Below are 26,132 nucleotides of genomic sequence, written 5' to 3'. Positions count from 1 at the left end.
ATTAACAAAATTGATAGCAAACTCAATAGCATAGTAAGAGAGTGTGACATTGGTCTGGAAAATTTTGACTTATGGAACACGTTTATCCGGAATAAAAGCGAGAGTGTGACATAAGTCGGGAAAATTTGAGTGCTAACTCGAAATTACGAACATAGCGAGTACTTTGCTATGAGTAATTCGAAGTTAGACGGAGAATTTTGACTTATGGAACACGTTTATCTGGAATAAAAGCGGGGCTGTGACAAAAGTTAAATTTTGTCACAGCCCCTTAGTGTTTGCTTACAATATTAAGAATCAACTTGGAATGCTGGTGCAATTAGATACTTAAAGTTTTGCTGATTTTTGACTAGCTTTTCAGATTTAATATTTTCTAAATAACTTATCGATTGTCGCATAAATGTGGATATGCTAGAATATTCTTAAGACTACGTGGAGGTGGCGCTATATATGTCAGAAGATACTCATAGGCGGGGCAAAACAATTGATGAGTTAGCCGAAGGTGATTCGCTGACCGTAAATGAAAGCATTTCTGATCGGGATATTATGCTGTATTTGGGAATGACAAACGATAACAATCCGCTGTATACTCAAGACGAGTATGCTAAAAGAATGGATTATGAAGGGGCAGTTGTACCACAAATCCTTCTGATGGGAATCATCACCAGTTCAATTTCAAAATTACTGCCGGGGCCAGGCAGTCAAGTTGTTAATTCATCAGTTAATTTTGTTTTACCGGTGTATCACAATGAAGATGTCACGTTTAACTTTGAAGTGATCAAGGTCGATACCATGAAGGAAGTTATTACACTTTCTGTAACTGGTGTTAAGGGGAGTGACGAACGTATTATTGACGCGGTCTTGATGGTCAAGCCGCCTAAAGAATTTTCAGTAGTCAACGAAACAAAAAAATAGGGGTGAGTAGTTAATGAATAACGAACGAAAAATTATTAATCAAGAGCGTTCCGGCGTAAACAGTTTTTTAGCAAAAATGTATGCTTTTATGGCTGGCGCAGTTGGAATCTCAGCATTCGTTGCTTATTTAATCAACAATGTTTATTATGAACAAACAATGACGTTTATTGCGCAAAATCGCTTTATGCTCTTTGTGCTAATCGGCTTGCAGTTCTTTATTGCACTTTCAATGTCTTTTAAAGCCAACCGTGCTCCTGCTATCACAGGTCTCGGGTTAGTAGTATTTGCTGCAATTCAGGGGTTATTCTTTGGCATTGTGCTCTCAGTTTATACCGCGGCAGATGTTACGATGGCATTTGTTGCAGCAGCAGCGGTCTTCCTTTCGATGGCTACAATTGGTACCGTGACTAAACGTGACTTGTCTAAAATCGGCACACAGGCTTTGGCTGCTTTGATTGGTTTGGTAGTTGTTTCGGTTATCAACATTTTCTTGCAAAGCACAATGATCCAATTTGTATTTTCATTTTTCGGGGTGCTTATTTTTACAGCTTTAACAGCTTGGGATGCACAGAAATTCAAGCTTCTTTATCAGCAGACTGGGGCTCAGGTTTCGGCAACCAACTTGGCACTAATGGGAGCCTTGCAGCTGTATTTAGATTTTGTTAACTTGTTTATCAGTTTACTGAATATCTTTACTGGCTTTAACAACAAATAATAATTTGTTCTGGGTGTTATAATTGAGTTCAACTTGCTAGAACGGTCAATCTGGGTAATGGACACGAACCGGTTTAGTTTAACAATGCGAGCGACTTTATTCCGTTAGGAAAGAGGTCGCTTTTTTAGTTCGTAATTAGCTACAGTTCGATTAAGAATAATTTTCACCTTAAACAGATTTAGTTTTGTAATTTGGTGTTCGTGCACATAGCCTAACCGATACCTGTCGGCACTTCTATATAACGTGTTCCAGGTATCAGGCTGATGCGCCTAACCTCAAATTACGCATCGTCATAGCCCAACGATTTTGTAATTTGGTGTTCGTGCACACAACCTAACCGATACCTGTCGGCACTTCTAGCTAGTTCCTACCTTCCAAGTAAAATGTTTGGTAGAATAAAGCAAGGTAGACAATCGTTAAAAGGAGTTCGAAAAATGAATAATAAAAAAAAGCTTTTATTAATCGATGGCAACAGCGTCGCTTTTAGAGCGTTCTTTGCTCTGCACCAATCGTTAGAACGCTTCGTTAATCACAGTGGATTGCATACCAATGCAATTTATGGATTTAATACGATGCTCGATAACATTATAGAAAAAACAGCTCCCACACATGCATTAGTTGCATTTGATGCCGGCAAGCAAACTTTTCGAACTGCCAAGTTTTCAGATTATAAAGGTGGACGTTCCAAAACACCTACCGAACTTTCTGAACAACTCCCATACTTGCAAAAATTATTAACAGCTTATGGAATGAAAAGCTATGAACTAAAGGAATATGAGGCCGATGATATCATTGGAACACTGGCCAAGAGGGCCGAAGAAGACGGTTTTGAAGTTGTCATCGTGACTGGTGATCGTGATCTGACACAGCTAGCAACTCCTAAGACAACAGTTGCAGTGACACAAAAGGGAGTCAGTGAAGTTGAAAACTATACCCCTGAACATGTCTTAGAAAAATATGGAATTACTCCCGCACAAATTGTTGACATGAAGGGATTAGTGGGCGATTCATCTGATAATTATCCTGGAGTTGCCAAAGTGGGTGAAAAAACGGCGCTCAAACTTTTAAAACAGTTTGGTTCGTTGGAAGCATTGTACGAAAATCTCGATCAGTTAAAACCTTCGAAAATGAAGGAACACTTGGAAGAAGATCGTGAGACCGCCTTTTTATGTAAAGATTTGGCACGTATCCGGCAGAACGCACCGGTTAGTCTTGAACTCGCTGAGCTGGCATGGGCAGGGGAAAATAATGAACAGCTAACGTCTTTTTATGAAGAAATGGACTTTAAAAGTTTCTTACGTAAACGCGCGGCTAAAAATCCTGCAGAACAGCCAGAAAGAAGCATAAAAAAATTTGCTTACACAGTACTTGACGAGCAAACTATCATAAAGAGCAATTTTCAAGCGCAACAGGGCATTTCTTTTTACCTTGAAATGAGTGGCGCTAACTATCATCAAGCACCTTTGGTGGGGTTTGTACTCGTGTTGGGTGCTCAATACTTTGTTTCGCGAGACTGCAAATTATTACAGCATCCCAAGCTACGTCAATTACTGGCTGATCCCAAGGTGAAAGTGGACCTCTTTGATGGTAAGAGAACTTTTGTAGGGTTAGCACGGCTTGGAATTAATTTAACTGCAATTGATTTTGATCTTTTACTTGTTTCTTATCTTTTGAATACTAGTGAAAACAGTAATGATTTGGGTAAATTGGCACAGTTACATGGCTATGAAGACGTGCGCTCCGATGAAGAGATCTATGGGAAAGGAGCTAAGTATCAAATCCCGACAGATGATAAAATCTTTTTCGGTCATTTGTGCAGTAAGGCACACGCGATTACAACGCTAAAGGCCCCCTTATTGCTGAAATTAAAAGAAAATCAGCAAGAAGAGCTCTATTTGAAGATGGAACGACCACTCTCACTAGTTCTAGGCGCGATGGAATTGGCAGGTATCAAAGTTGATCAGGCGCGGCTTGAACAAATGGGAAGTGAGTTCAAGGAAAGAATTAAAGAAGTTGAGCTGGAAATTTATAATGAAGCTGGTGAAGAGTTCAACTTGAATTCTCCAAAACAATTGGGAGTAATTCTGTTTGAGAAGCTGAAACTTCCGGTAATTAAAAAAACTAAGACCGGTTATTCAACTGCTGTCGGAGTACTTGAACAATTGCGGGGAATGGCACCGATTGTCGATAATATCTTAAAGTATCGTCAGATTGCTAAAATTCAGTCGACTTATGTGGAAGGCTTATTAAAATATATCTCACCTAAGGATAGTAAAGTGCATACAAGATATACACAAACTTTGACTGCAACTGGAAGATTATCGTCAGTTGATCCTAATTTGCAAAATATTCCGATTAGATTACCTGAAGGCAAGAAGATTAGACAGGTATTTGTGCCACGCAAAGCGGGCTGGGAAATCTTTTCTTCTGATTATTCGCAGATTGAGCTGCGCGTACTAGCGCATATTTCACATGACGAGAATATGCAAACGGCCTTTAAAGCTGGTGCTGATATTCATGCCAATACGGCAATGCAGATTTTCGGGTTAGATGCGCCCACACAGGTGACACCTAACATGCGGCGGCAAGCGAAGGCTGTTAATTTTGGAATTGTTTACGGAATCAGCGACTATGGTCTGGCACAAAATATTGGAATTACACGCAAACAAGCCAAGGCGTTTATTGAGAGATATTTTGAAATCTTTCCAGGAGTCCACGAGTACATGAAACGGATTGTTGAGCAGGCACATGCAAAAGGATACGTTGAAACACTTTTCAAACGGCGTCGCTATCTACCGGACATTAAGAGCAAGAACTATAATCTACGCTCTTTTTCAGAAAGAACAGCGATGAATACCCCAATTCAAGGAAGTGCGGCTGATATTATTAAAGTCGCAATGATTAATATGCAAAAAATGCTGCAGCAAGAAAAACTTCAGGCAGTCATGCTACTACAAGTGCATGATGAACTGATCTTTGAGGCGCCCGATGATGAGATTGAACGCTTGGAAAAACTTGTGCCGCAAGTGATGGATCAAGCTGTTTCGTTAGAAGTTCCGCTTAAAGTAGAGAGTTCTCATGGCAGCACGTGGTTTGATACTAAGTAAGATTGTGATGGAAGGAAGAAAAGCAGATGCCGGAATTGCCAGAAGTAGAAACGGTGCGTCGCGGGCTTGAAAAATTAGTACTTGGCGCCCAGATTGAGAATGTGAAAATTTATTACCCCAAAATTATCAATGGGGATCCCCAGAGCTTTCAACAAGAATTGCGTGGACGGACGATTGAAAGTATTACACGGCGCGGAAAATATTTGATCTTTAATTTCGATACTGGGATATCGTTTGTCTCCCATTTACGGATGGAAGGAAAGTACTTTGTTGAAAATCCTAAAACTCCACTTGAAAAACATACGCACATTGTTTTTACACTTTCTGATGGTCAGCAATTAAGATACAATGATGTGCGCAAATTTGGCAGGATGCATTTGGTGAAAACGGCGCAGGTCCAACAACTTCCAGGGTTAAAGAAGCTAGGTCCCGAGCCGACAGCAGCTTTATTTGACAAGCAACTTTTTTATGAAAGATTGAAACATAAGAAAAAAATGATTAAGCCTGCCTTACTAGATCAAACGATTGTTGCGGGGTTGGGGAATATTTATACAGACGAAGTTTTATGGTCTAGTAAAATAAATCCGCAGACACCTGCTGCACACCTCAGCAAAAGTGAGGCTGATCGCTTACATGATGAAATTATCACTGAGCTAGCACGAGCAACTAGCCAAGGAGGGACAACTGTCTTTACGTATACTGATACGTTTGGGCACGCAGGTTCTTTTCAAAAACAACTACATGCTTACGGCAGAAAAGGACAGCCTTGCGAACGCTGTGCAACACCACTGAAAAAAATAGTGGTCGGGCAGCGTGGGACCACCTTTTGCCCGCAATGTCAGAAGGTGAAATAATTGACATATGTTTTGGGGTTGACTGGCGGCATTGCAGCTGGCAAAACAACTGTCAGCGATTACCTAAAAAAAGCAGGTGCAGTCGTGATCGATGCAGATGTAATCGCACGCACGGTGGCATGTCCTGGAACTCCGGGCTTAAAGCAGATCGTGGCGGTCTTTGGCACGGAGATCCTCACTTCTAAGGGACAGTTAGCCCGTCAAAAATTGGGAAATCTTGTTTTTGCGGATCAGCATAAGCTGGCGAGCTTGAATCGCATTATGGGACCGTTGATTCACGCAGAGATTTATCGGCAACTAAAGGTTTATAAAGAAAAAAAAGTAAAGCTACTTGTGTTGGCAATTCCTTTATTATTTGAGGGCGGATATGCAAAATACTGTGATAGTGTAATGACGATTTCAAGCAGCAAAACATTGCAGCTTCAACGTTTAATGAACCGCGATGGATTAACGCAACAGCAGGCCAAGGAACGTCTTGAAGCACAAATGTCCGAAAAAGAGCGCAACCAACGTGCTGACATTGTGATTGATAATACTAAAGAAGTTGAAGAAACCCTGTCACAAGTGCTAAAATGGCTTATAACGAATGGGTTTGCAGAAAAAGCATAGTATTTTAACGAGGTGAAAAATATGAAATGTCCCCGCTGCCATCATAATGGTTCGCGCGTGGTTGATAGCCGACCTGCTGATGGCGGACATGTAATCAGGCGCCGACGCGAGTGTGAGGCCTGTGGGTTTCGCTTTACTACTTTTGAACGAGTTGAAGCGACACCGTTACTTGTCATTAAAAAGAATGGAACACGTGAGGAGTTTAACCGCGAGAAAATTCTACGTGGAATTGTCCGTGCTGCAGAAAAACGTCCGGTAGGTATGGATGAAATCACACGCATCGTTGATGACGTTGAAAATAAGGTCCGGTCATTAGGCGAAAATGAAGTTTCCAGTCAACTGATTGGTGAATATGTAATGGGCTTATTGGCGGATGTTGATGAAATTTCTTACATCCGTTTTGCGAGTGTTTATCGCCAATTTAAGGACATGAAAGTTTTCTTGAAAGAACTCAAGGAAATGATGGCACGTGATAAAAAAAATAAAAATAAAAATGAGAATGAATCCGATGATCAGTAAGGGGGAGTGACCAGCTTGACGATGGTTAACGATAGTTTTTCACCCAAAGATGGATTCATTGTTTTTTCTCGGCAGAAGTTGCTTGCAGGTGATCCTGAAATAGTCATTAAACTATATCAACCCCTGATTGGAGCAGCTTCATTCAGTCTTTATATGCTATTGCGCACGTTTGTTGCACAGAGGGTTTCGCTCTCTGAACGCAGAATGCACACAACTCTGTTAGAGCTATTGGATATGGGAGCAAATAAGCTATATGAGGCACGGTGTAAATTAGAAGCAATTGGACTGTTACGGACGTATGAACAAGAAGATCAATTGGGGAAAGTTGTTCTTTACGAATTACAGGCACCCCAACTTCCACGTGCATTTTTTGAAGATGATCTTTTGCGGACACTCTTGCTTGAGACTGTTGGAGAGCAGCAATTTAAAGCGCTGCAGCACTACTTTTTTAACCCGCTTTTTGAGCACCCACAAGCAGTTGAGACGACTAAACATTTCTTGGAAGTTTTCAATATTCAACCGCGCACACTGCAACAAAAGACTCGATTAGCAAGTCTTTTCGAGAGCTCTGCGACGAAAAAGCCTGAGATGAGTTGGAAAGAGACTGGACTTGATCGTACTTTCGTAGTTGCGCTGCTTGAACATTCATTTATAGATACAAAGCAGGTGTTGGAGCATGAAAAAAAATTATTAGTGGCACACGTAGTTTATGGACTTGATGAGCTTACGCTGGTTAATCTTTTGGAGCAAGCCGCAAATGTAGCAACTAACAAAGTTGATTTTGCACTTTTTGAAAAGTTAGTACAACAGCAAAAACCACAAGGTGCGCTTACAAAACAGGTGAACCAGCCACAGGCTGAAGCTGTTACCAGCCAAGATGTTCCTCAGTTGCGACAAGAAGATCAAGGACTCTTAGATGCGTGTCGCGCCTATGCACCGGCAGACTTTCTGCGCGTCTTGAAAAAGGAAAAAGGGAGCTTTGCGACAGCTTCTGAATTGCATACTTTAGAATGGGTTGGACAAAAGAAACTTTTTCACCCTGCTGTGATTAATGTTTTGATTCATTACATGATGATTGACAGAGAAATGGCATTGTTGAATCGAAATTTTTTTGAAGCGGTGATTTCCGATTGGAGTCAAAAAAAGATCGCGACTCCTGAAGAAGCAATGCAGCAGGTACGCAGTTTCAATTCACTTAAGAAGCAACAAAAAACGCCGACTTCGAAAACACGACCGCGCAGACGCACGCAGGTAATTCAAAAAGAAAAGTTACCTGATTGGGCAAAGGATGGAGCACAGTTAACACCGCAATCTAAATTCAGCGAAGCAGACCGGCAGAAGTTAAAAGCGCGTCTTAGCAAATTTAAAAAGAAACAGTAAGAAGGGGGCGAAAAAATGAAGAACGTCGGTGATGAACTTGCGCAACAGTTAAAAAAGCACAACTGGACCAAAAATTATCAACAACTGATTCGACAAGCTTTTGCTGATCAAGAAGTTGCACGGTTTATTAAAGAAAATCAAACTGAGTTATCAAAAGAGGATCTCGTCCGCAGTGCAAGTAAGGTTTACGAATTTGTGACAATTAAAAAAAAGTTGGCAAATGGAGAAGAAGTTCCAGTACCAGGATATCGGCCCCAGCTGATTTTGAATAATCATCTAATTGAGGTTGCGTATGTCCCAAGTGAACAATTACTGCTTGCTAGAAAGCAACAGGCTGTGCGTGCACGTGTCCGTTCTTTGAATATGCCTAAAAGTGTTAAAGCTGCACAATTGTCGGATTATGATTTAGAAGGACGTGAAGAAGTTGCGGCTGCGGCTGGGAACTTTATTGAGCAATATATTGCGCAACCGCAAACATTTATTCCAGGGATGTATCTGGAAGGCAGCTTCGGTGTAGGTAAAACTTTCTTGCTAGGAGCGATTGCAAATGGCTTAGCCGAAGAAGGATACCAGTCGACGCTTCTTCATTTTCCTTCTTTTGCTGTTGAACTTAAAAATGCAATTAGTGGCGGCGGTACACTGGCAATGATTGAAAGTGTTAAAAAAGCTCCGATTTTAATGCTCGATGATTTAGGTGCTGATCAACTGTCAAGCTGGTTACGAGATGATGTCTTGGGCGTTATTTTACAATATCGAATGCAAGAAGAGTTGTCGACCTTTTTTAGTTCAAATCTATCAATGAAAGAGTTGCAGGAGCAGTATTTAACAATTAATAATCGCGGTGAGGCGGAGCCACTTAAGGCACGCCGTATCATGGAACGCATTCGCTTTTTAGCTCGAGAATACACAGTCATTGGGCGTAATAGAAGGCATTCTTAAAATCTAAAGTTAGTCTTGAATTAACAAAAAGATAGTGGTTTAATAATAGATGTTAACCGTGGAAGATAAAGAGCTTATCCTTGCAGGGATGGACGGTACTAACTGAAAACTGTCCAGTTGATATAGCTGACCACTTCCATTTGTTTTTCCAATGAAAAGTTGGAACGATTCGTTTCGTTAGCAACGTCTTGAGGAAGTTATGCTAAGCATGACTTTAAATTTTGGGTGGAACCGCGTTCTTAACGTCCCTAATGTGCAAGCGCACGTTAGGGGCTTTTTTTATTTATTTTTACGGGGAGGTATTGAGAATTATGGAAAAAATTAAGCTTGAATTTCCAGATGGAACGGTCAAAGAATTTGCAAAAGAAACAACAACGGAAGAGATTGCGAAGTCAATTAGTACTAGTTTAGCTAAAAAGGCAGTAGCTGGGCGTCTTAATGGTGAGCTGATTGACTACGAGTTTCCGCTTGTAGAAGACGGAAAAATTGAAATCATTACGAAAGAAACAGCAGAGGGTTTGCGGATCTTATGGCACACCGCAGCACTTGTTTTAGGTGCTGCACTGCAAGAACTTTATCCGACAATGAATTTTGGAGAAGTGCAGGAGACTGCGCACGGATTTTATCTTGATACTGATAATGCTCAGGGCCAGGTTGCTGAGACTGATTTTGAAAAAATTACGCAAAAGATGAAAGCAATTGTGAAACAAAATGTTCCGGTTAAAGCAGCCGTATTGTCACAAGCAGCGGCACTTAAATTAGTTGCAGATGATCCTTATACAACTGAACTTATTAAAGAAACAGGAAAAGATCAGGTACTCGTACATCGTTTGGGCGATTTTGTAGATGTTTCGCAAACACCGACACTTTCACAGACAAGTTCAATCAAGGTTTTCCAATTGCTGTCAGTCGCAGGTGCCTATTGGAAGGGTGCTTCAAGTAATCCAATGCTGCAACGTGTTTACGGAACTGCATTCTTTAAACAAAAAGAATTGGAAACAGAGCTGCAAAGAAGGCAAGAAGCCCGTGAACGCGATCATCGTGTGATTGGAAATGAACTTGATTTGTTCTTTGTTGATCCTAAAGTTGGTGCAGGATTACCTTACTGGATGCCTAAGGGTGCCACAATCCGCCGGACAATTGAACGTTATATTATTGATAAAGAAGTTTCGCGTGGTTATGAACATGTCTATACTCCTGTGTTAGCTAACCTTGATCTTTATAAGCAATCAGGTCATTGGGATCATTACCGTGAAGATATGTTTCCTCCAATGGATATGGGCGACGGTGAAATGTTGGAATTACGTCCAATGAACTGCCCATCGCATATTCAAATTTACAATCATCACATTCGTTCTTACCGCGACCTTCCTTTAAGGATTGCAGAACTTGGAATGATGCATCGCTATGAAAAATCGGGTGCTTTGACAGGACTTTCGCGTGTAAGGGAAATGACTTTGAATGATGGTCATACCTTTGTAGCACCTGATCAAATCGAAGAAGAGTTTAAACAAACGTTGCAGTTAATGGTTTCTGTATATGCTGATTTTGATATCAAGGATTATCGTTTCCGGTTAAGCTATCGTGATCCTAAGAATACCCATAAGTATTTTGATGATGATGAAATGTGGGAAAAGTCACAAAAGATGCTGAAGTCGGCGATGGACGACCTTGGTCTTGATTACTTTGAAGCAGAAGGCGAAGCAGCGTTTTATGGTCCCAAACTTGATGTCCAGACCAAAACAGCACTCGGCGGTGAAGAAACACTTTCAACTATCCAACTTGATTTCTTATTGCCTGAGAAATTTGATCTGCACTACATTGGTGCTGACGGTGAAGAACATCGTCCTGTTATGATTCATCGTGGAATTGTTTCAACCATGGAACGATTCACTGCCTATTTGACAGAAATCTATAAGGGTGCGTTCCCAACATGGCTTGCACCACAGCAGGTCACGATAATCCCTGTTAAAAATGAATTGCATGAAGAATATTGCAAACAGTTGCGTGACCGTCTAGTTGCTCATCAAATTCGAGTTGAAATTGATAGCAGAAATGAAAAGATGGGTTATAAAGTAAGACAGGCACAGGTTAACAAAGTACCTTATACTTTAGTAGTCGGTGATAAAGAAGTAGCAGAAAATGGAGTCTCTGTTCGTCGATATGGTGAAAAACAAATGACAAACGCAACTGCTGCCGGTTTTATCAATGAGATTTTAGCAGATATTGAAAGCTACAGTCGGCCTAACAAATAAAAATGGGCATTCATCCTTGACATGAAGTTTGATAGTTGCTACAATTAAACGGTTGAGAAAAGCAGAAGCACCCGCTTCTCGCCTAGCAAACGTGTTAGTTTACGGGCTATGAGTAATTAATTTCGAATTATGAAATAACGGTTTGCGGGTAGTTTTTGTTAACTACCCGCATTTTTTCTGTGTTTTCTCTTAATTTTAATGGAGGTGAAATACCATAGCAGTTGATAAAATGGTAAACGAAGGCATTCGTGCACGTGAAGTACGGTTGATTGCCAATGATGGTTCCCAGCTTGGGGTAAAAACCAAACAAGAAGCACTGCGGTTAGCAGAACAGGCTAATCTTGATCTCGTTTTAGTTGCACCAAAAGCGAAACCACCTGTTGCCAGGGTTATGGATTACGGAAAGTATCGTTTTGAACTGCAAAAGAAACAGCGTGAGGCCAGAAAGAACCAAAAGATTGTGAATGTTAAAGAAGTGCGTTTAAGTCCAACAATTGACGTCAATGACTTTAATACAAAAATGAAAAACGCGCGCAAGTTTCTTTCAAAAGGGGACAAAGTTAAAGTCTCTATTCGTTTCAAAGGACGAGCAATCACGCATAAAGAGATCGGCTATGATGTCTTAAATCGCTTTGCAAAGGAAACCGACGAAGTTGCGACTGTTGAATCCAGAGCAAAGATGGATGGACGCAGCATGTTTATGATGCTAGCACCTAAAGCTGAATAGCTAGTTTTTTTAACACTAGGAGGAAGAGTATTATGCCAAAACAAAAAACACATCGTGCATCAGCAAAACGTTTCAAACGGACAGGAAACGGCGGTTTAAAGCGTGCTAATGCTTTTACAAGCCATCGCTTTCATGGCAAGACGAAGAAGCAACGTCGTCAATTAAGCAAGCCATCTATGGTGTCAAGTTCTGATATGAAACGTATCAAACAAATGTTATCTCAAGTTAAATAATATTTGTCCGGGTTTCAATTAATTTTGATGAGGGTCTCAAGAAGACCTATATGCAGGTCAGCCTCAGATGAGAGCTGCTTGGATAAGATAAGGGAGGAATTTTCATGCCACGTGTTAAGGGTGGAACAGTTACGCGCCAACGCCGTAAGAGAATGATTAAATTAGCAAAAGGATATCGTGGAGCAAAGCATATCCAATTTAAAGTCGCAAAACAACAGGTAATGAAGTCTTACCAATATGCTTTTCGTGATCGCCGCAAGACGAAAACTAATTTCCGTAAATTGTGGATTGCACGTATTAACGCTGCAGCACGGATGAACGATATTAGTTACAGCAAATTGATGCATGGATTAAAGCTTGCGCAAATCGATGTTAACCGTAAGATGTTAGCTGACTTAGCAATCACTGACGGTGCAGCATTTACAGCAATTGTTGATGAAGCAAAAAAAGCATTAGCAAAATAGTTGTAGTAAAAAGCAAGAGGGTTGTGCCAAAAGTAGATTTTTGGCATAGCCCTTTTTTTAAAGTTAGGTGGGCGTATTCAGGAAAAACGATCTGGGGGCTCAGCCTGTGCCTAAGCCTAAATTACGCGTAACCAAATGCGGGTTACTTTGTAATTCATTGCTTAGTCCATGGAGGTTAAGCGCTGATGGTCGCACTTTTGTTTTAACGTGCTCCAATCAGCAACCTCCTGTGCCTAAGCCTAAATTACGCGTAACCAAATGCGGGTTACTTTGTAATTCATTGCTTAGTCCACGGAGGTTAAGCGCTGATGGTCGCACTTTTGTTTTAATTTTTTGCCACCTAAGTGCTTTTTAGCATATAATTAACTGATTGATAAGTAAATTGTTAGGAGTTGTCATCAATGTTTACACGTTTCAAACCAACTTGGGCACTGAGTTCGATTTACGAACTGACTCCTGAAGAACTTAAAAAACACGGAATCAAGGTAATCTTGACTGATCTGGACAATACCTTGATTGCCTGGGACAACCCTGAAGGTACGCCTGAGCTGAGAAGTTGGCTTGATAGGATGCAAGCAGCGGCGGTTCCTGTCATTGTGGTTTCAAATAATAGTAAAAAAAGAGTGGCACATGCGGTTGCACCGTTAAATTTGCCTTTCATTGCGCGTGCCCTAAAGCCATTTTCTCGCGGAGTAAATCAGGCTAAAAGAATGTTAAACTTAAGTGACAGCGAATTGGTGTTAGTGGGTGATCAATTGGTCACAGACATAGCTGCGGCAAACGCAGCCCAAATTAGGAGTATTCTGGTGAAACCAATTGTTGAGACAGATGCATGGAATACTAAGATTAATCGCTTTTTTGAAGGAATAATTAAAAACTATCTTAAAAAAAACAATGAATTAAAGGCATGGGGGCATTCATTAGATGACTGAAACCGAAGAGTTATATTGTATAGGGTGCGGTGCTTTGCTGCAGAGTACAGATCGTGAAGGATTAGGTTTCGTACCTGCCGCATCACTACAGAACAGAGAGGATCATAAGGAATTATATTGCAGACGCTGTTTTCGTTTACGCCATTACAATGAACTAGCGACGGTGTCATTGACTGATGATGATTTTCTGCGGGTTTTGTCTAAGATTGGAGAAACAGATGCTTTGGTGGTCAACGTGGTCGATATTTTTGACTTCAGCGGATCACTTATTCCTGGGCTCCAGCGGTTTGTAGGCGATAATCCAATTTTGATGGTTGGCAACAAAGAAGATTTGCTGCCTAAATCTTTAAAACGGTCTAAACTAAAAGATTGGATGCGGCAAGAAGCTAACAAAGTGGGATTGCGCCCAGTAGCAGTTTCGCTGGTAAGTGCCAAAAAGAACCATGCTTTAGCTGACCTGATGACCACTATTGAAAAGTACCGCAAGGGAAGAGATGTTTACGTGGTTGGGGTTACAAATGTTGGTAAATCAACCTTGATTAATCAGATCATTAAGAAGCAATTAGGAGTCGCGGAATTGATTACAACTTCACGGTTTCCTGGTACGACGCTTGACAAGATTGAAATTCCTTTAGATGATGACCATTTTATGATTGACACACCGGGAATTATTCATGCCCAGCAAATGGCGCATTACTTGACTGGCAAAGATTTGGCGCTCGTCGCACCGCAAAAGGAGATTAAACCGAAAGTTTATCAGCTTACAGGAGGTCAAACTCTTTTTCTAGGAGCACTGGCACGCTTTGATTATCTTACCGGTGGAAAAAGCGGCGTTGTGGTGTATACCGATAATAACTTGCCGCTTCATAGAACCAAAACCGAAAATGCAGTTTCTTTCTATGAAAGACATGCGGGTGAACTTTTACAGCCACCGGCAAAAGAAAATTTGGAGCAGATTTTACCATGGGAACGCTTTGAATTTAAAACAGAACAAAAAAGTGATTTAGTTTTTGCAGGTTTAGGCTGGATTACCGTTCCGGCAGATGCGGTAGTTGCCGGGTGGGTTCCTCAAGGAGTAGGGGTCACACTCAGACGCACGATGATATAAGGAGAAAAAATGATAACTGGAAAACAAAAAAGATATTTGAAAGCACAGGCACATAGTATGCGCCCTGTTTTTCAGATTGGTAAAGAGGGCTTGACAGACGAATGGTTTGAACAAGTGGGACATGCCCTCGAAAAAAGAGAATTGTTAAAAGTCAACGTACTTCAAGGAGCAATGCTTGAGGCTAAAGAAGCTGCAGCAGCAATTACCGCTAACTCTGAAATTACAGTTGTGCAGGTAATCGGACATGTATTGGTGCTTTACCGTCAAGCTCAAGATCCAAAGAATCGACAAATTTCAACTTCACTCCAAAAGATTACACAGCACAAGAGGTGAAAAAGGTTGGCTGTTAAAACGCTTAAAGAAACAGATGTGCAGGTTATGCCTGAATTGAAGAGTAGTCATGAAAAGAAAAGGGTTGGGATTTTGGGAGGAACTTTTAATCCCCCTCACTTAGGTCATTTGATGATTGCCGAGCAAGTGGCGGATCAGCTTGGATTAAATAAAGTGTTTTTCATGCCTGATGCAAATCCGCCACATGTTGACCACAAAGACGCTATTGCCGCAGATCAGCGAAAAGCAATGGTGGAATTGAGCATTGCACATAATCCACTTTTTGAACTTGAGACTTGCGAACTTGACCGCGGTGGAATTAGTTACACATATGACACAATTAAAGAGTTGCGTCTGCGTCATCCAGATTGGGAATATTATTTCATTATTGGTGGAGATATGGTTGCGTATTTACCAAAATGGCATCGAATATCTGAACTAGTCAAATTGGTTCACTTTGTCGGAGTTGGACGTTCAGGCTACTCACGCAAAAGCCGTTTCCCCATTTTATGGGTTGATGTCCCCTTGATAGAAATTAGCTCGACTAACATTCGCTGGCGTGTACGCAACCACTGTTCCATCAAGTATCTTGTTACGGACAATGTTATGGATTACATTCGGGAAGAAGGACTTTATCGTGAGTGAAATCGTATATCAAAAGCTGTATTATCCTAAAAGTAGGAAAAAGCTCTTAGCTGTTTTGAAAAAGAGTGTGTCTCCTAAGCGTTACCAACATTTGCTGGGAGTTGAACAAGCGGCATTGCGGCTGGCTGAGTTGAATCAGGTTGACCTTGAAAAAGCTAGTATAGCAGCACTTGTGCATGATTATGCGAAGGAAAGAAGTGCTGCAGACTTTCGGAGTGTTATTACTAAAAGCAACCTTGATCCAGATCTGTTGAATTGGAATAATGTGATTTGGCATGGGGTTGTTGGAGCACAAATGATTAAAGATGAACTTGGAATTCAAGATGAGGAGATTTTAGATGCTGTACGCAAACATACAGTGGGCGCTCCACAAATGACGCTACTTGATAAAATAATTTATGTTGCTGATTTTATTGAAGAAGGTAGAGTATTTCCAGATGCGCAGTTGGCACGTACCATTGCATATGCAGATCTTGACAGCGCAGTTGCGTTTGAGACCAAGCATACATTGCAATATTTAATGTCAGCAAATAAAGTCATTTATCCAGCAGCCATCTTAACATATAACAAATGGGTTGTAGAAAATTGAAATAAAGGAGAATTAGATGGAAAGTAAAGAAATTTTAAAAAATGTGGTTGAGGCTGCAGATAATAAAAAAGCAGAAGAAATCGTGGCACTTGATGTACATGAACTCAGCTACTTGGCAGATTATTTTGTAATTATGCAAGCCGATTCTGCGCGTCAGGTAAAAGCAATTGCTGATAACATTGAAGAAGCAGTTGAAGAGGCAGGAATTAAAATCAAACAGATTGAGGGTAAAAACAGTGGCAACTGGATTTTGATTGATCTGTATGATGTGGTAGTCCATGTCTTTAAAACAGAGACACGGCAATTTTACAATTTGGAAAAACTGTGGGCAGACGCACCACTGGTTGAACTTTCCAATTGGATTACGGAGTAGTCGATGATTTATGCAAGTTTTGCGGAACTCTATGATAAATTAATGGATCCGAGTATTTATGAAGATTGGGCCAATTTTATTATGCGGCTTGTTCCATCAAAGCGGCAGACAATTCTTGATTTGGCGTGTGGAACGGGACGGCTGGCGGTGAAGCTTGTGCAAGCTGGTTATGCAGTTAGCGGGGTAGATCTTTCGCCAGAAATGCTTTCTTTAGCAGAGTTGAATGCGCGTATGCAAAAAGTAACCCTTCCCTTGATACAGGCTGATATGACAGCTTTAGACGGTTTGGAACGCTTTGATGTTGTCGTGAGTTGTTTGGATTCACTGTGTTATTTGCAAAGTCCTGCTGATTTAAAGAAAACTTTTGTGCAAGTAAGGGAACATTTAGAAGATGAGGGAACCTTTATCTTTGATGTGATTTCTCCATATCAGACGGATACTGTCTATCCCGGATATACGTACGCACATACAACAGAGCAGCAAGCATTTACTTGGGAGAGTTATGCTGGAGAACAAGCACACAGCGTGATCCATGACCTAAATTTTTTTATAAAAGAGCAGCAGACACAACAATATCGGCGTGTCACAGAAATTCATCAAGAGCGGACTTATCCGGTTGCAGACTATCTGAAATTCCTTTCTGAAGCTGGATTTGCACGAGTTGCAGTTTTCAGTGACTTTGGCAGGCAAGACGTCACAGCAACAACAACGCGGTATTTCTTTGTTTGCCATAAAGAGTAGGAGGAACCAAGATGGTTGTTGTGGGCATCATTGCTGAATATAATCCGTTTCACAATGGACATCTATATCAAATCAGACAAACACGCAAACGATTTCCAACAGCAACACTTGTTGTTGTGATGAGTGGTAATTTCTTGGAACGTGGCGAACCAGCTATTGTTGATAAGTGGACACGTGCTAATGAAGCGCTGCATTGTGGTGTCGATCTTGTCGTTGAACTTCCGGTTGCTTTTTGTGTCCAGCCGGCGGATCGATTTGCTGCGGGGGCGGTTTTATTACTACGTGAAATGGGAGTTCAAAAACTCGTTTTCGGAGCTGAACATGCAGATTATGATTTTGCAGCTTTAGCTGAAAAGGTTGGGACCGTGCATGGTGATTTTTCACGCTACAATGAATCTTTTGCAGCCGCTTATCAAAGAGTGGTAGCTGAAAAAATCGGACATCGAGTAGACCAGCCCAATGATATGTTGGGACTGGCATATGCAAAGGCCAACCGGGAAATGGGTAATTTTCTTGAACTGGTACCGTTGCAACGCATGGGAGCGGCGCATCATGCGACTGTGCTAGCACCTGGAAAAAATATTGCGAGTGCCTCAGCGATTAGAGCACAATTAATGCAAGCTAAGACTGCTAGTGTTAATAATTATGTACCGCAACAAACTTTGAGTGATTTGGCTGAACAACAGCTTGTTAGCTGGGCAGATTTTTGGCCATTACTGCGTTACCAATTGTTGACTGCCACACACGAGCAATTACGGAATTTTTATGACGTGACTGAAGGATTAGAGTTTCGCATGAAAGAAAAGTTAGAACGATTGCCACAGACTGCAGATTTTGAAACTTGGTTGCAGGCGGTCAAGTCTAAGCGTTATACTTATACCCACCTTGCGCGGCTTGCGGTCATTATCTTATTGCAGGTGACAGCTGCAGAAGTCAAGCATGTCTCAGAAAAACCTTATTTACGACTTCTCGGGTTTACCCCTGCTGGACAACAGCTGCTTAATCAACGTAAGAAAAAGGTTGCATTTCCGCTAATCACACGGGTTACACAGCAGATCAGACAAGAGCAATTGCAAGTGGATTATCGTGCCGGTTTGATTTATGAACTGGCGAGTCTTAGAGTTCAAGATCATGGAAGGGCTCCACTACGTGTAGGTTACTCACTGTCAAGGGAAAGCCATTGACATTGTATTTTACGACAGGTATAATCAAGTTTGTTGCATTAGGGGGAAGTACTCAATGAAATGGTCTTTAAATGAATTGCGTCAAACAGGTGCAGCACCATTTGAAGTTGACGAAACTATTGATCTTTCTGAGTCCATCCGGAGGCGTAATGAAAATATTATTGCAATTTCTCCGGTGCATGTGAAGGGCTTTTTGGTAGTTGATAGTTTAGGTCTGTTGGGCTCTTTTCAGATCAGTGCTAAACTGACAGTACCTTCTACAAGGTCACTGAATGAAGTTGAGCTTCCGTTGAATTTTGATGTCAGCGAGTATTATGTAGATCCGCGTGAAGGCAATTTAGCACGTTTTGCCGCCGATGATGTGGTAATCAACGTGGAGGATGGATTGCTTGACCTTGCACAGGTTGCTGAGGACAATATTTTATTACAGATTCCAATGCGGGTGTTGACTCCGACAGAGCAACAAGGAGAGGCGCCTTTACCTCAAGGTCAAAGTTGGACGGTTACTGAAGATGATCAGCAGACTGACAATGATGACCATTCTCAAATTGATCCACGTTTGGCTAAGTTGAAGGATTTCTTCAAAAAGGATGATTGAGTCTGTCTGGGCGGGTTGCTATATTCGCAAACAACAAGTACAATTTCTCTTGTTGATTAAATTAATATGAAGGGGGTGTTTGTTGATGGCAGTACCAGCACGTAAAACATCAAAAATGCGTAAAAGATTACGCCGTACACATTATAAGCTGCAAGTACCTGGAATGAGTGCATGTCCTAATTGTGGTGAATTGAGAAGATCTCATCGTGTATGCTCAAGTTGTGGTTACTATGGTGACAAAGAAGTTGTGAAAATCAAAAAGTAAGCAGCGATGATACTTTATTATTAAAACAGCTAAGACGAGTGTTCTGGACAGGTGGTTCGGAATACTCTTTTTTTGTAATGTTTTTTTCTGTTTGAGTAGTGTGATCAGGGCGGATATGTTAAAATTTATCAGGACAGAAGGGAAGTTACAAAATGAAAGTGCATAACGTCAGTTTGAAGATCAGCGCAGTCGGTGCTGCTCAGTATCCGCTAGAAGGGTATCCGGAGATTGCATTGGTAGGGCGTTCTAATGTTGGAAAGTCTTCATTGGTCAATACGCTGATTAATCGCCGAAGCTATGCGCGGACTTCGAGCCAACCGGGAAAGACGCAAACACTTAACTTTTATGAGGTTGAGTCGCAGCTTTTTTTGGTCGATGTTCCGGGTTACGGCTATGCGAAGGTTTCAAAAAAAGATCGGCAAAAGTGGGGTAGAATGATAGAAGAATACTTAACGCAAAGGCAGACTTTGCGTGGAGTTATTATTCTGTTAGATGGCAGACACGCACCAATGCAACTTGATTTGCAAATGATTGATTTTTTGCATTATTACAAGCTCCCTCTTTTGATAGTGGCGACTAAGGTTGATAAGGTTCCCCGTAGTAAGTGGAACAAGATTGAAAAGGAGATTAAGCAAAACGCTGATTTACAACCACAAGACCAGCTAGTGCTTTTTTCGGCCACTACCAAAGCTGGGGCGCCAGTAGTTTGGGATTGGATCGAAAAAAAGACAAAAATCAATGAGGGGATGTTGGATGATGGAGTTCAATGAATATCAAAAGGCAGCAACAAGGACGTTATATGGTAACGAGCAGGTACTAACTAACTGTGCACTTGGTCTAGCGGGTGAAAGCGGTCAGTTAATTGATTTAGTCAAGAATTATACATTTAAGGGTAAAGATCTTAATCGTGAGGAAATGATTCATGAAATGGGCGATGTTTTATGGTATCTTTCTCAGATTGCTGCTTGGGCTGATATTCCCTTTGATGAAGTTGCTCGTGATAACATCGAAACACTGAATAAGCGGTATCCGCACGGTTTTGCCCAAGATAAATAAGTATTCATCCTTTAAAATCGGCAAAAAAAGGGTATTAAAAAAGCTCTTAACGAGCTTATTTTTTTTGATCTTTGGGATCCTTTTTGTTTTTCGGTTTTTGTTCTTCCCGTGGTTTTTTAGGATCGAGTGCGAATTTTCCAAAAAGTTCATCCACTTTATTTTGGTTGTTTACGGTTAGTCCCATGAACGTTCCTCCTAACATGGTTTAATCGATACTACCCAAAGGATAACAATTTTCCAGACCTTTTTCAAATACAATGATTACTGTGAATTCTTTTTTGGTTATTTTATGCATAAAAACAATAAATTAGCGATTTATATTGCATAATAATTCTTTTACTAGTATAATTTCTTACATAAGCAAGGAAAGTCAGGGAGATAGTGAAATGAAGACAAAAAGTTTATGGCTCTTTTTATGTGTTTTTGTGTGTGCACTTTTTATTCCATTCCAACAGACACAAGCAGCGACTGATGGATATTTACAAAAGGTTAAGGATCAAGGAACTTTAGTAGTCGGAACCAGTGCCGATTATCCACCTTACGAATTTACGGTTAAGCAAAATGGAGAGACTAAGTATGTTGGGCTTGACATGGAGATTGCCCAAAAATTTGCTGATAATTTGGGAGTAAAATTAGTAGTCAAGAATATGAATTTTGATTCTCTATTAGTTGCACTTGAGACGCATAAAGTTGATATGGTAATTTCAGGAATGAACCCAACTCCTGAACGGCAGCAGAGTGTTGATTTCTCAAAAGTATACTATTCTGGAGATCAATATATGTTGATTAATAAAAAAGATCTTGCTCGTTTTAAGACCATCAAGAGTTTTAAGAACAAAACGATTGGGGCACAAACAGGTTCACTGCAATATACACTTGTTAAACAACAGATGAAAAACAATGAGATTAAAGGGCTTGCCAAATTAAACGATCTTGTGATTGCGCTGCAGTCCGGTAAAGTCAACGCAGTTGCGATGGAAGAACCGACAGCAAGGGCTTTTGCAGAAAATAATTCAGGATTAGTGGCTATCAATCCAAAATTTAAAGTTGATGCAGGGCAAACAGGTGCGGCAATCGCCTTTCCTAAGGGAGCAACTTCTTTAGTGAATGCGGCTAATAAAACGATTACCCAAATTAAACAGCAGAATTTAATTAATAAAAAATATATTCCACAGGCTGGGAAATACATGGCTGGAAATACGAAGAGTAATTCAATTCTGAATTACTGGACGTACTTTGCAAAAGGAATTGAATATACGCTTATAATCACTGTCGTTTCAGTTTTCTTCGGATTTGCCTTGGGTGTCTTGTTTGCGCTGATGCGGTTGTCACGCAATAAATTGTTTCATTGGTTAGCAGTTGCCTATATTGAATTTGTGCGGGGAACTCCGCTCATGGTGCAGGTAATGTTTGTCTATTTTGGAATTGGAGCGGTCATTCAATCATTACCAGCCCTTGTTGCTGGAATCATAGCTGTGTCCTTAAATTCAACAGCGTATGTGGCTGAAGTTATTCGTTCAGGGATCGAATCAATTCCGGCAGGTCAGACAGAAGCAGCTCGGAGCCTAGGCATGTCACAGAAATTGACTTATCGGTATGTAATTATTCCACAGGCTTTAAAGAACATTTGGCCTGCGCTAGGCAATGAATTCATTACCTTAATTAAGGAAAGTTCAATTGTTTCAATTATTGGTGTCACCGATTTAATTTACCAGATGCAACTGGTCCAGTCTGCAACTTACAAAGGCGTTGTTCCAATCTTCATTGCAATGGTAATCTATTTTGTAATGACATTCAGTTTATCCAAGGTTTTGGGTTATTTTGAAGGGAGAATGAAACATGCCTAGTCTGATAGAAGTGAAAGAACTTGAAAAAGCTTTTGGTGAAAATGTTGTTTTGAAAAATATTAGCGAGACGGTCAAAAAAGGAGAGGTTATCTGTGTAATTGGTCCTTCAGGATCGGGAAAAAGTACTTTTCTGAGATGTTTAAACGTGTTGGAAAAACCTACCAGCGGACAAGTTTTGTTTGAAGGTAAAGAGTTAACTCATCTGAATGAAGAAGAGCTGAATTTATTGCGTGAACGGATGGGAATGGTTTTTCAGGGCTTCAACTTATTTCCAAATATGAGTGTCTTGGATAATCTAAAGTTGGCTCCATTGCATGTCAGAAAAGTTACTGAAGAAGCAGCTACGACCACGGCCCAACGCCTGTTAGCGCAGGTTGGGTTGGAAGATAAGGCCAAGCAGTACCCAGAGAGCCTCTCAGGTGGACAGAAGCAGCGTGTAGCCATTGCGCGTGCTTTGGCAATGGATCCAGAGGTCATGTTGTTTGATGAGCCGACATCGGCGCTTGATCCTGAGATGGTTGGTGAGGTATTGAAGGTGATGCGTGATCTTGCAGATTCCGGAATGACAATGGTTGTTGTTACTCATGAGATGGGCTTTGCTAAAGAAGTTGCCGATCAGATCTGGTTTATGGATGGCGGCTATATTCAGGAAAAAGGCAAACCGCAAGAATTCTTTGCTGCACCTAAAACTGAACGTGCACGGCTGTTTTTGTCGAAGATCTTGCCAGAATAAGGCGTTGATAATTAGGGCTTTATTCTAGGATTGGCTGGCTTGAAAGCTCACAATTAGCCTTACTGATTTGACTCATACTTATTAAGTACCCCAAAATTGCATGGCTGTTTGGCCCAATTTTTGGAGGTGCTTTTTTATTCTATAAAGTTGTGGCAGACTGTACTATAATATTAGAAGTGTTTTATTAATAGACGAGGTGAAATTAAAAATGGCAACAAAACATATTGAAAATAAATTAAAGTTGCTGCCAGATTTACCGGGATGCTACCTTATGAAGGATCTTAATAGCAAAATTATTTACGTGGGCAAAGCAAAAAATCTAAAGAATCGGGTGCGCTCTTATTTTAAAAGTGCGCATGTTGGTAAAACGGCTAAATTAGTTTCCGAAATCCGTGATTTTGAAACAATCATCACTTCGACAGATAAGGAAGCCTTTTTGCTTGAAATTACACTGATTCAAAAGCATAGTCCCTACTATAACATTCGGTTAAAAAGAGGGACGGGTTATCCGTATATCAAAATTACTAATGAAAAAGATCCGCAACTTAAAATTGTCAGTCAAATCAAAAAAGACGGTGGTTCATATTTTGGACCATATCCCAATGTATATGCAGCTGAAGAAACAATTCAACTACTGCAAAAGGTATACCCTCTACGGCGTTGCAATGGTTACCAAAAACGTCCATGCCTCTATTATCATATGGGCCAATGTTTAGGCGCATGTTTTAAAGAGGTACCACAGGAAAAATATCAAAGACAGATTAGGAAAATTAAGTCCTTTCTGAATGGAAATGTGGGTCACATCAAAAGAACACTTGAAGCTAAGATGAGTGATGCTTCGGCTAAGCTGGAATTTGAAAGAGCTGCAGAAGTACGCGACCAGATCCACTATATTGAGGTCACAGTTGAGCGACAAAAGATTATCTCGAATGATAATACGCCGCGTGATCTTTTCAACTTTTATATGGATAAGGGCTGGCTTTCGCTTCAGATCTTCTTTATCCGGCAAGCGCGGTTAATTAAACGTGAAAAAAGACTTTTTCCATGTATTGATAAGCCTGAAGCTGAACTGGAATCCTTTATTTTACAGTTTTACAATCAAAAAAATAGAATCTTGCCCAAAGAAATTTTGGTTCCTACCGGCGTTTCACAAGATGTGCTGGCAGAGATTCTCAAGGTTCCGGTGAAGACTCCGCAACGAGGCGCTAAACGGGATCTAATGCAATTAGCCCAGCAAAACGCTAAGCTGATTTTAGATGAAAAATTTCGCTTACTTGAACTTGATGACCGCAAGACGACCGGTGCAATGGATGAGCTAACACAGGCCCTCCATTTGCCGCAAGGCCATCGAATTGAAGCTTTTGACCACTCTCACTTGCAAGGGACAGATCCAGTTTCAGCAATGATTTGTTTTATTGATGGGCGTCCTGAAAAAGATCAGTATCGTAAATACAAACTTAAAACAGTTACACATGCAGATGAGGCCGCAAGTACACGTGAGGTAATCAGACGGCGCTATAGTCGCTTGCTAAAGGAACATGCGCAGCTCCCGGATTTAATCTTGATGGATGGGGGAATTGTCCAGGTTGAAGCGGTAATTGATGTGTTACAAAATGAATTGAACCTCTCAATTCCTGTTGCCGGGATGGTTAAAGATGAACATCACAAAACAGCGGCGTTGATGAATGCTGCTTTCCAAAAAGTTCCGTTAGATCCCAAAAGTGAGGGCTTTTACTTGCTGCAACGGATTCAAGATGAGGTGCACCGCTTTGCGATTACTTTTCATCGTAAAGCACACTCCAAAAACTCGCTTTCATCAAGGCTGGATCTGATTCCGGGTGTAGGTCCTAAGTCACGGACTAAGCTGTTGCGCAAATTTGGGTCAATGAAAAAGATCACCGAGGCTCCTGTTAATGAGATTCAAGCGTTAGGAATCTCAAAAAAAGTTGCCCAGATGATCAAGCTGAGTCTTAAATAGTTTTTTTAGTGGCTATTAAGTTCGTTTGGAAGTTGTGGTTCATAGTCGATATCCCACGGTTCAACATGTACATCTGTGTCAAAGACCCCATATTTGCGACGCAATAGACTTTCTATTTTCTCAGTAATGTGATGACTGCGTCTGACTGTCATCTGCGGGTCAACCCAAATGATAATGTCAACAAAGATATTTGCACCATAAGAACGGCCTTGAATATTATGAACAAGTTCCACTCCATCAATTTTTTGAACAGCGGCCGTATACTCATCCAGTAGATCATCATCGAATCCATCAGAAAGTGAAAAAGCACTTGCTGAAAAAATATTGTAGGCGGTCTTTAAAATTAAAAGGCCGATAATGAGTGCGGCGGCGCCATCTAGCCAAGGCATGTGGAAATTTGCACCGATAATGGCAGCTGAAGTGCTGAAACTAGTCCAGGCATCGTTGCGGCTATCTTTTGCAATCGCGCCCAGCGCTTCGGAATTGATTAATGCCGCCCGCTTTTTATTGCGCAGATAGATTATAAACATGACAATTCCACTAAAGAGACCCACAAAAAGAGCATGGATATCGGGGGTTGTACTCTTTTGAAAGAGCAGATCCTGAACGGACGAGTAAAGGACACTCAAGCCTACAAGCAGCATGATAAAGGAGACAAGCAAAGTGGCAATTGTTTCTGCTTTCCAATGGCCGTATTGGGCCGTATTGGTGATGTTCATCAGGTGGACGCTGAGCTAAGCGTAAACCGACCATAATGGCACAAGACGAGAAGACGTCTGTCAGATTGTTAGAACCATCGGCAATTAGGGTTGCAGAATGGCTAAGCTGTCCTACAACCAGTTTTAAAAGTGTGAGTACAATATATGCACTGATATTTAAGAGAACGCCTCTTTGTGCTATTTTTAAGTTTTGATAACGTTCTTGCATGGTAGACACTCCTCGGGCAAAAAACACTATTTTTAATCATTAGCTACAATAGATAAATTATAAATGATTTTTGTATTAAAGCAAATGAAGGCGTTTTTCATTTCTTTGACCA

The 26,132-nt window shown here is 40.9% G+C and carries 29 protein-coding genes, 1 pseudogene and 1 other annotated feature; of the genes and pseudogenes, 27 read left to right on the top strand and 3 right to left on the bottom strand.

Annotated features, from left to right (window positions below):
* The first annotated feature begins 447 nt into the window (after window positions 1-447).
* The 24 genes from AB3Y88_RS02625 to AB3Y88_RS02510 all read left to right on the top strand — a co-directional run bounded on the left by AB3Y88_RS02625 (window position 448) and on the right by AB3Y88_RS02510 (window position 20,535).
* On the top strand, window positions 448-912 hold the full coding sequence (locus tag AB3Y88_RS02625; protein ID WP_261909404.1) for a MaoC/PaaZ C-terminal domain-containing protein: 465 nt from the start codon (window positions 448-450) through the stop codon (window positions 910-912).
* Window positions 913-925: 13 nt separating this feature from the next.
* Window positions 926-1,627, top strand: coding sequence for a Bax inhibitor-1/YccA family protein (locus AB3Y88_RS02620; RefSeq protein WP_056959883.1), 702 nt, complete (start codon window positions 926-928; stop codon window positions 1,625-1,627).
* Between the two features lie 434 nt (window positions 1,628-2,061).
* Window positions 2,062-4,734 (top strand): DNA polymerase I, encoded by a 2,673-nt coding sequence (gene polA, locus AB3Y88_RS02615; protein ID WP_228887795.1) that lies wholly within the window; start codon window positions 2,062-2,064, stop codon window positions 4,732-4,734.
* A gap of 26 nt (window positions 4,735-4,760) precedes the next feature.
* Window positions 4,761-5,588, top strand: coding sequence for a DNA-formamidopyrimidine glycosylase (gene mutM / locus AB3Y88_RS02610; protein ID WP_056959887.1), 828 nt, complete (start codon window positions 4,761-4,763; stop codon window positions 5,586-5,588).
* Complete coding sequence (coaE, locus tag AB3Y88_RS02605; RefSeq protein WP_228887794.1) at window positions 5,589-6,197, top strand: dephospho-CoA kinase; 609 nt, start codon at window positions 5,589-5,591, stop codon at window positions 6,195-6,197.
* 21 nt (window positions 6,198-6,218) lie between these two features.
* Window positions 6,219-6,716 carry a transcriptional regulator NrdR gene (gene nrdR / locus AB3Y88_RS02600; RefSeq protein ID WP_056959890.1) on the top strand — a complete coding sequence of 166 codons (498 nt, stop codon included), beginning with the start codon at window positions 6,219-6,221 and terminating at the stop codon, window positions 6,714-6,716.
* Window positions 6,717-6,737: 21 nt separating this feature from the next.
* The gene (locus AB3Y88_RS02595; protein WP_228887850.1) at window positions 6,738-8,096 is read left to right on the top strand and encodes a replication initiation and membrane attachment family protein; all 1,359 of its coding nucleotides are present in this window, start codon (window positions 6,738-6,740) and stop codon (window positions 8,094-8,096) included.
* A gap of 15 nt (window positions 8,097-8,111) precedes the next feature.
* Complete coding sequence (gene dnaI / locus AB3Y88_RS02590) at window positions 8,112-9,035, top strand: primosomal protein DnaI (protein WP_056959893.1); 924 nt, start codon at window positions 8,112-8,114, stop codon at window positions 9,033-9,035.
* 311 nt (window positions 9,036-9,346) lie between these two features.
* Window positions 9,347-11,290 (top strand): threonine--tRNA ligase, encoded by a 1,944-nt coding sequence (thrS, locus tag AB3Y88_RS02585; protein ID WP_228887793.1) that lies wholly within the window; start codon window positions 9,347-9,349, stop codon window positions 11,288-11,290.
* 53 nt (window positions 11,291-11,343) lie between these two features.
* Window positions 11,344-11,474: a sequence feature (ribosomal protein L20 leader region), on the top strand.
* A gap of 45 nt (window positions 11,475-11,519) precedes the next feature.
* Window positions 11,520-12,017 carry a translation initiation factor IF-3 gene (gene infC, locus AB3Y88_RS02580; protein WP_056959895.1) on the top strand — a complete coding sequence of 166 codons (498 nt, stop codon included), beginning with the start codon at window positions 11,520-11,522 and terminating at the stop codon, window positions 12,015-12,017.
* Between the two features lie 32 nt (window positions 12,018-12,049).
* Window positions 12,050-12,250, top strand: coding sequence for a 50S ribosomal protein L35 (gene rpmI / locus AB3Y88_RS02575; RefSeq protein ID WP_054757056.1), 201 nt, complete (start codon window positions 12,050-12,052; stop codon window positions 12,248-12,250).
* Window positions 12,251-12,354: 104 nt separating this feature from the next.
* A complete protein-coding gene (gene rplT, locus AB3Y88_RS02570; RefSeq protein ID WP_054757059.1) occupies window positions 12,355-12,714 on the top strand; it encodes a 50S ribosomal protein L20 in 360 nt (119 codons plus the stop codon).
* Window positions 12,715-13,115: 401 nt separating this feature from the next.
* Window positions 13,116-13,646 (top strand): YqeG family HAD IIIA-type phosphatase, encoded by a 531-nt coding sequence (locus AB3Y88_RS02565; RefSeq protein ID WP_056959897.1) that lies wholly within the window; start codon window positions 13,116-13,118, stop codon window positions 13,644-13,646.
* Window positions 13,639-14,754 (top strand): ribosome biogenesis GTPase YqeH, encoded by a 1,116-nt coding sequence (gene yqeH / locus AB3Y88_RS02560; RefSeq protein WP_228887792.1) that lies wholly within the window; start codon window positions 13,639-13,641, stop codon window positions 14,752-14,754. The genes AB3Y88_RS02565 and yqeH overlap by 8 nt, the downstream gene beginning before the upstream one ends.
* A 9-nt stretch (window positions 14,755-14,763) precedes the next feature.
* Entirely contained in the window at window positions 14,764-15,087 is a 324-nt protein-coding gene (yhbY, locus tag AB3Y88_RS02555; RefSeq protein WP_054757063.1) for a ribosome assembly RNA-binding protein YhbY, read from the top strand.
* Window positions 15,088-15,132: 45 nt separating this feature from the next.
* Window positions 15,133-15,729: a nicotinate-nucleotide adenylyltransferase gene (locus tag AB3Y88_RS02550; RefSeq protein ID WP_056960106.1), complete on the top strand. Its 597-nt coding sequence runs from the start codon at window positions 15,133-15,135 to the stop codon at window positions 15,727-15,729.
* On the top strand, window positions 15,722-16,318 hold the full coding sequence (gene yqeK / locus AB3Y88_RS02545; RefSeq protein WP_228887791.1) for a bis(5'-nucleosyl)-tetraphosphatase (symmetrical) YqeK: 597 nt from the start codon (window positions 15,722-15,724) through the stop codon (window positions 16,316-16,318). Before AB3Y88_RS02550 ends, yqeK begins: the two co-directional genes overlap by 8 nt.
* A 16-nt stretch (window positions 16,319-16,334) precedes the next feature.
* Complete coding sequence (gene rsfS, locus AB3Y88_RS02540) at window positions 16,335-16,691, top strand: ribosome silencing factor (RefSeq protein WP_054757067.1); 357 nt, start codon at window positions 16,335-16,337, stop codon at window positions 16,689-16,691.
* A gap of 3 nt (window positions 16,692-16,694) precedes the next feature.
* Complete coding sequence (locus AB3Y88_RS02535) at window positions 16,695-17,432, top strand: class I SAM-dependent methyltransferase (protein WP_228887790.1); 738 nt, start codon at window positions 16,695-16,697, stop codon at window positions 17,430-17,432.
* Window positions 17,433-17,443: 11 nt separating this feature from the next.
* Window positions 17,444-18,616, top strand: coding sequence for a nucleotidyltransferase (locus tag AB3Y88_RS02530; protein WP_228887789.1), 1,173 nt, complete (start codon window positions 17,444-17,446; stop codon window positions 18,614-18,616).
* 55 nt (window positions 18,617-18,671) lie between these two features.
* On the top strand, window positions 18,672-19,214 hold the full coding sequence (locus tag AB3Y88_RS02525; protein WP_054757071.1) for a DUF177 domain-containing protein: 543 nt from the start codon (window positions 18,672-18,674) through the stop codon (window positions 19,212-19,214).
* Between the two features lie 85 nt (window positions 19,215-19,299).
* The gene (rpmF, locus tag AB3Y88_RS02520; RefSeq protein WP_056959905.1) at window positions 19,300-19,479 is read left to right on the top strand and encodes a 50S ribosomal protein L32; all 180 of its coding nucleotides are present in this window, start codon (window positions 19,300-19,302) and stop codon (window positions 19,477-19,479) included.
* A 152-nt stretch (window positions 19,480-19,631) separates the two neighbouring features.
* A complete protein-coding gene (gene yihA, locus AB3Y88_RS02515; RefSeq protein ID WP_056959907.1) occupies window positions 19,632-20,249 on the top strand; it encodes a ribosome biogenesis GTP-binding protein YihA/YsxC in 618 nt (205 codons plus the stop codon).
* The gene (locus AB3Y88_RS02510; protein WP_054757084.1) at window positions 20,236-20,535 is read left to right on the top strand and encodes a nucleoside triphosphate pyrophosphohydrolase family protein; all 300 of its coding nucleotides are present in this window, start codon (window positions 20,236-20,238) and stop codon (window positions 20,533-20,535) included. The genes yihA and AB3Y88_RS02510 overlap by 14 nt, the downstream gene beginning before the upstream one ends.
* 55 nt (window positions 20,536-20,590) lie before the next feature.
* On the opposite strand, the gene AB3Y88_RS02505 is transcribed toward AB3Y88_RS02510, so the two are convergent.
* A complete protein-coding gene (locus tag AB3Y88_RS02505) occupies window positions 20,591-20,719 on the bottom strand; it encodes an SPJ_0845 family protein (protein ID WP_252894950.1) in 129 nt (42 codons plus the stop codon).
* Between the two features lie 202 nt (window positions 20,720-20,921).
* Between AB3Y88_RS02505 and AB3Y88_RS02500 the strand changes: the two genes are divergently transcribed.
* The 3 genes from AB3Y88_RS02500 (at window position 20,922) to uvrC (ending at window position 25,093) form a co-directional block, all read left to right on the top strand.
* Window positions 20,922-22,382 (top strand): ABC transporter substrate-binding protein/permease, encoded by a 1,461-nt coding sequence (locus AB3Y88_RS02500; RefSeq protein WP_056959909.1) that lies wholly within the window; start codon window positions 20,922-20,924, stop codon window positions 22,380-22,382.
* The gene (locus AB3Y88_RS02495) at window positions 22,375-23,115 is read left to right on the top strand and encodes an amino acid ABC transporter ATP-binding protein (protein ID WP_054757073.1); all 741 of its coding nucleotides are present in this window, start codon (window positions 22,375-22,377) and stop codon (window positions 23,113-23,115) included. Before AB3Y88_RS02500 ends, AB3Y88_RS02495 begins: the two co-directional genes overlap by 8 nt.
* A 208-nt stretch (window positions 23,116-23,323) precedes the next feature.
* A complete protein-coding gene (gene uvrC, locus AB3Y88_RS02490) occupies window positions 23,324-25,093 on the top strand; it encodes an excinuclease ABC subunit UvrC (protein ID WP_228887788.1) in 1,770 nt (589 codons plus the stop codon).
* Between the two features lie 5 nt (window positions 25,094-25,098).
* Here the strand turns inward: uvrC and AB3Y88_RS02485 are convergent, their stop codons facing one another.
* On the bottom strand, window positions 25,099-25,812 hold the full coding sequence (locus AB3Y88_RS02485; RefSeq protein ID WP_315972246.1) for a cation diffusion facilitator family transporter: 714 nt from the start codon (window positions 25,810-25,812) through the stop codon (window positions 25,099-25,101).
* 61 nt (window positions 25,813-25,873) lie between these two features.
* Window positions 25,874-26,020: pseudogene (locus tag AB3Y88_RS02480) on the bottom strand (transporter); the annotation flags it as partial.
* Between the last annotated feature and the right edge of the window lie 112 nt (window positions 26,021-26,132).

It is taken from the genome of Liquorilactobacillus satsumensis (assembly GCF_964065465.1).
Lineage (GTDB): Bacteria > Bacillota > Bacilli > Lactobacillales > Lactobacillaceae > Liquorilactobacillus > Liquorilactobacillus satsumensis.
Note: the sequence above shows the minus strand (reverse complement) of the source record. Positions and strands in the feature narration are given on the sequence as shown.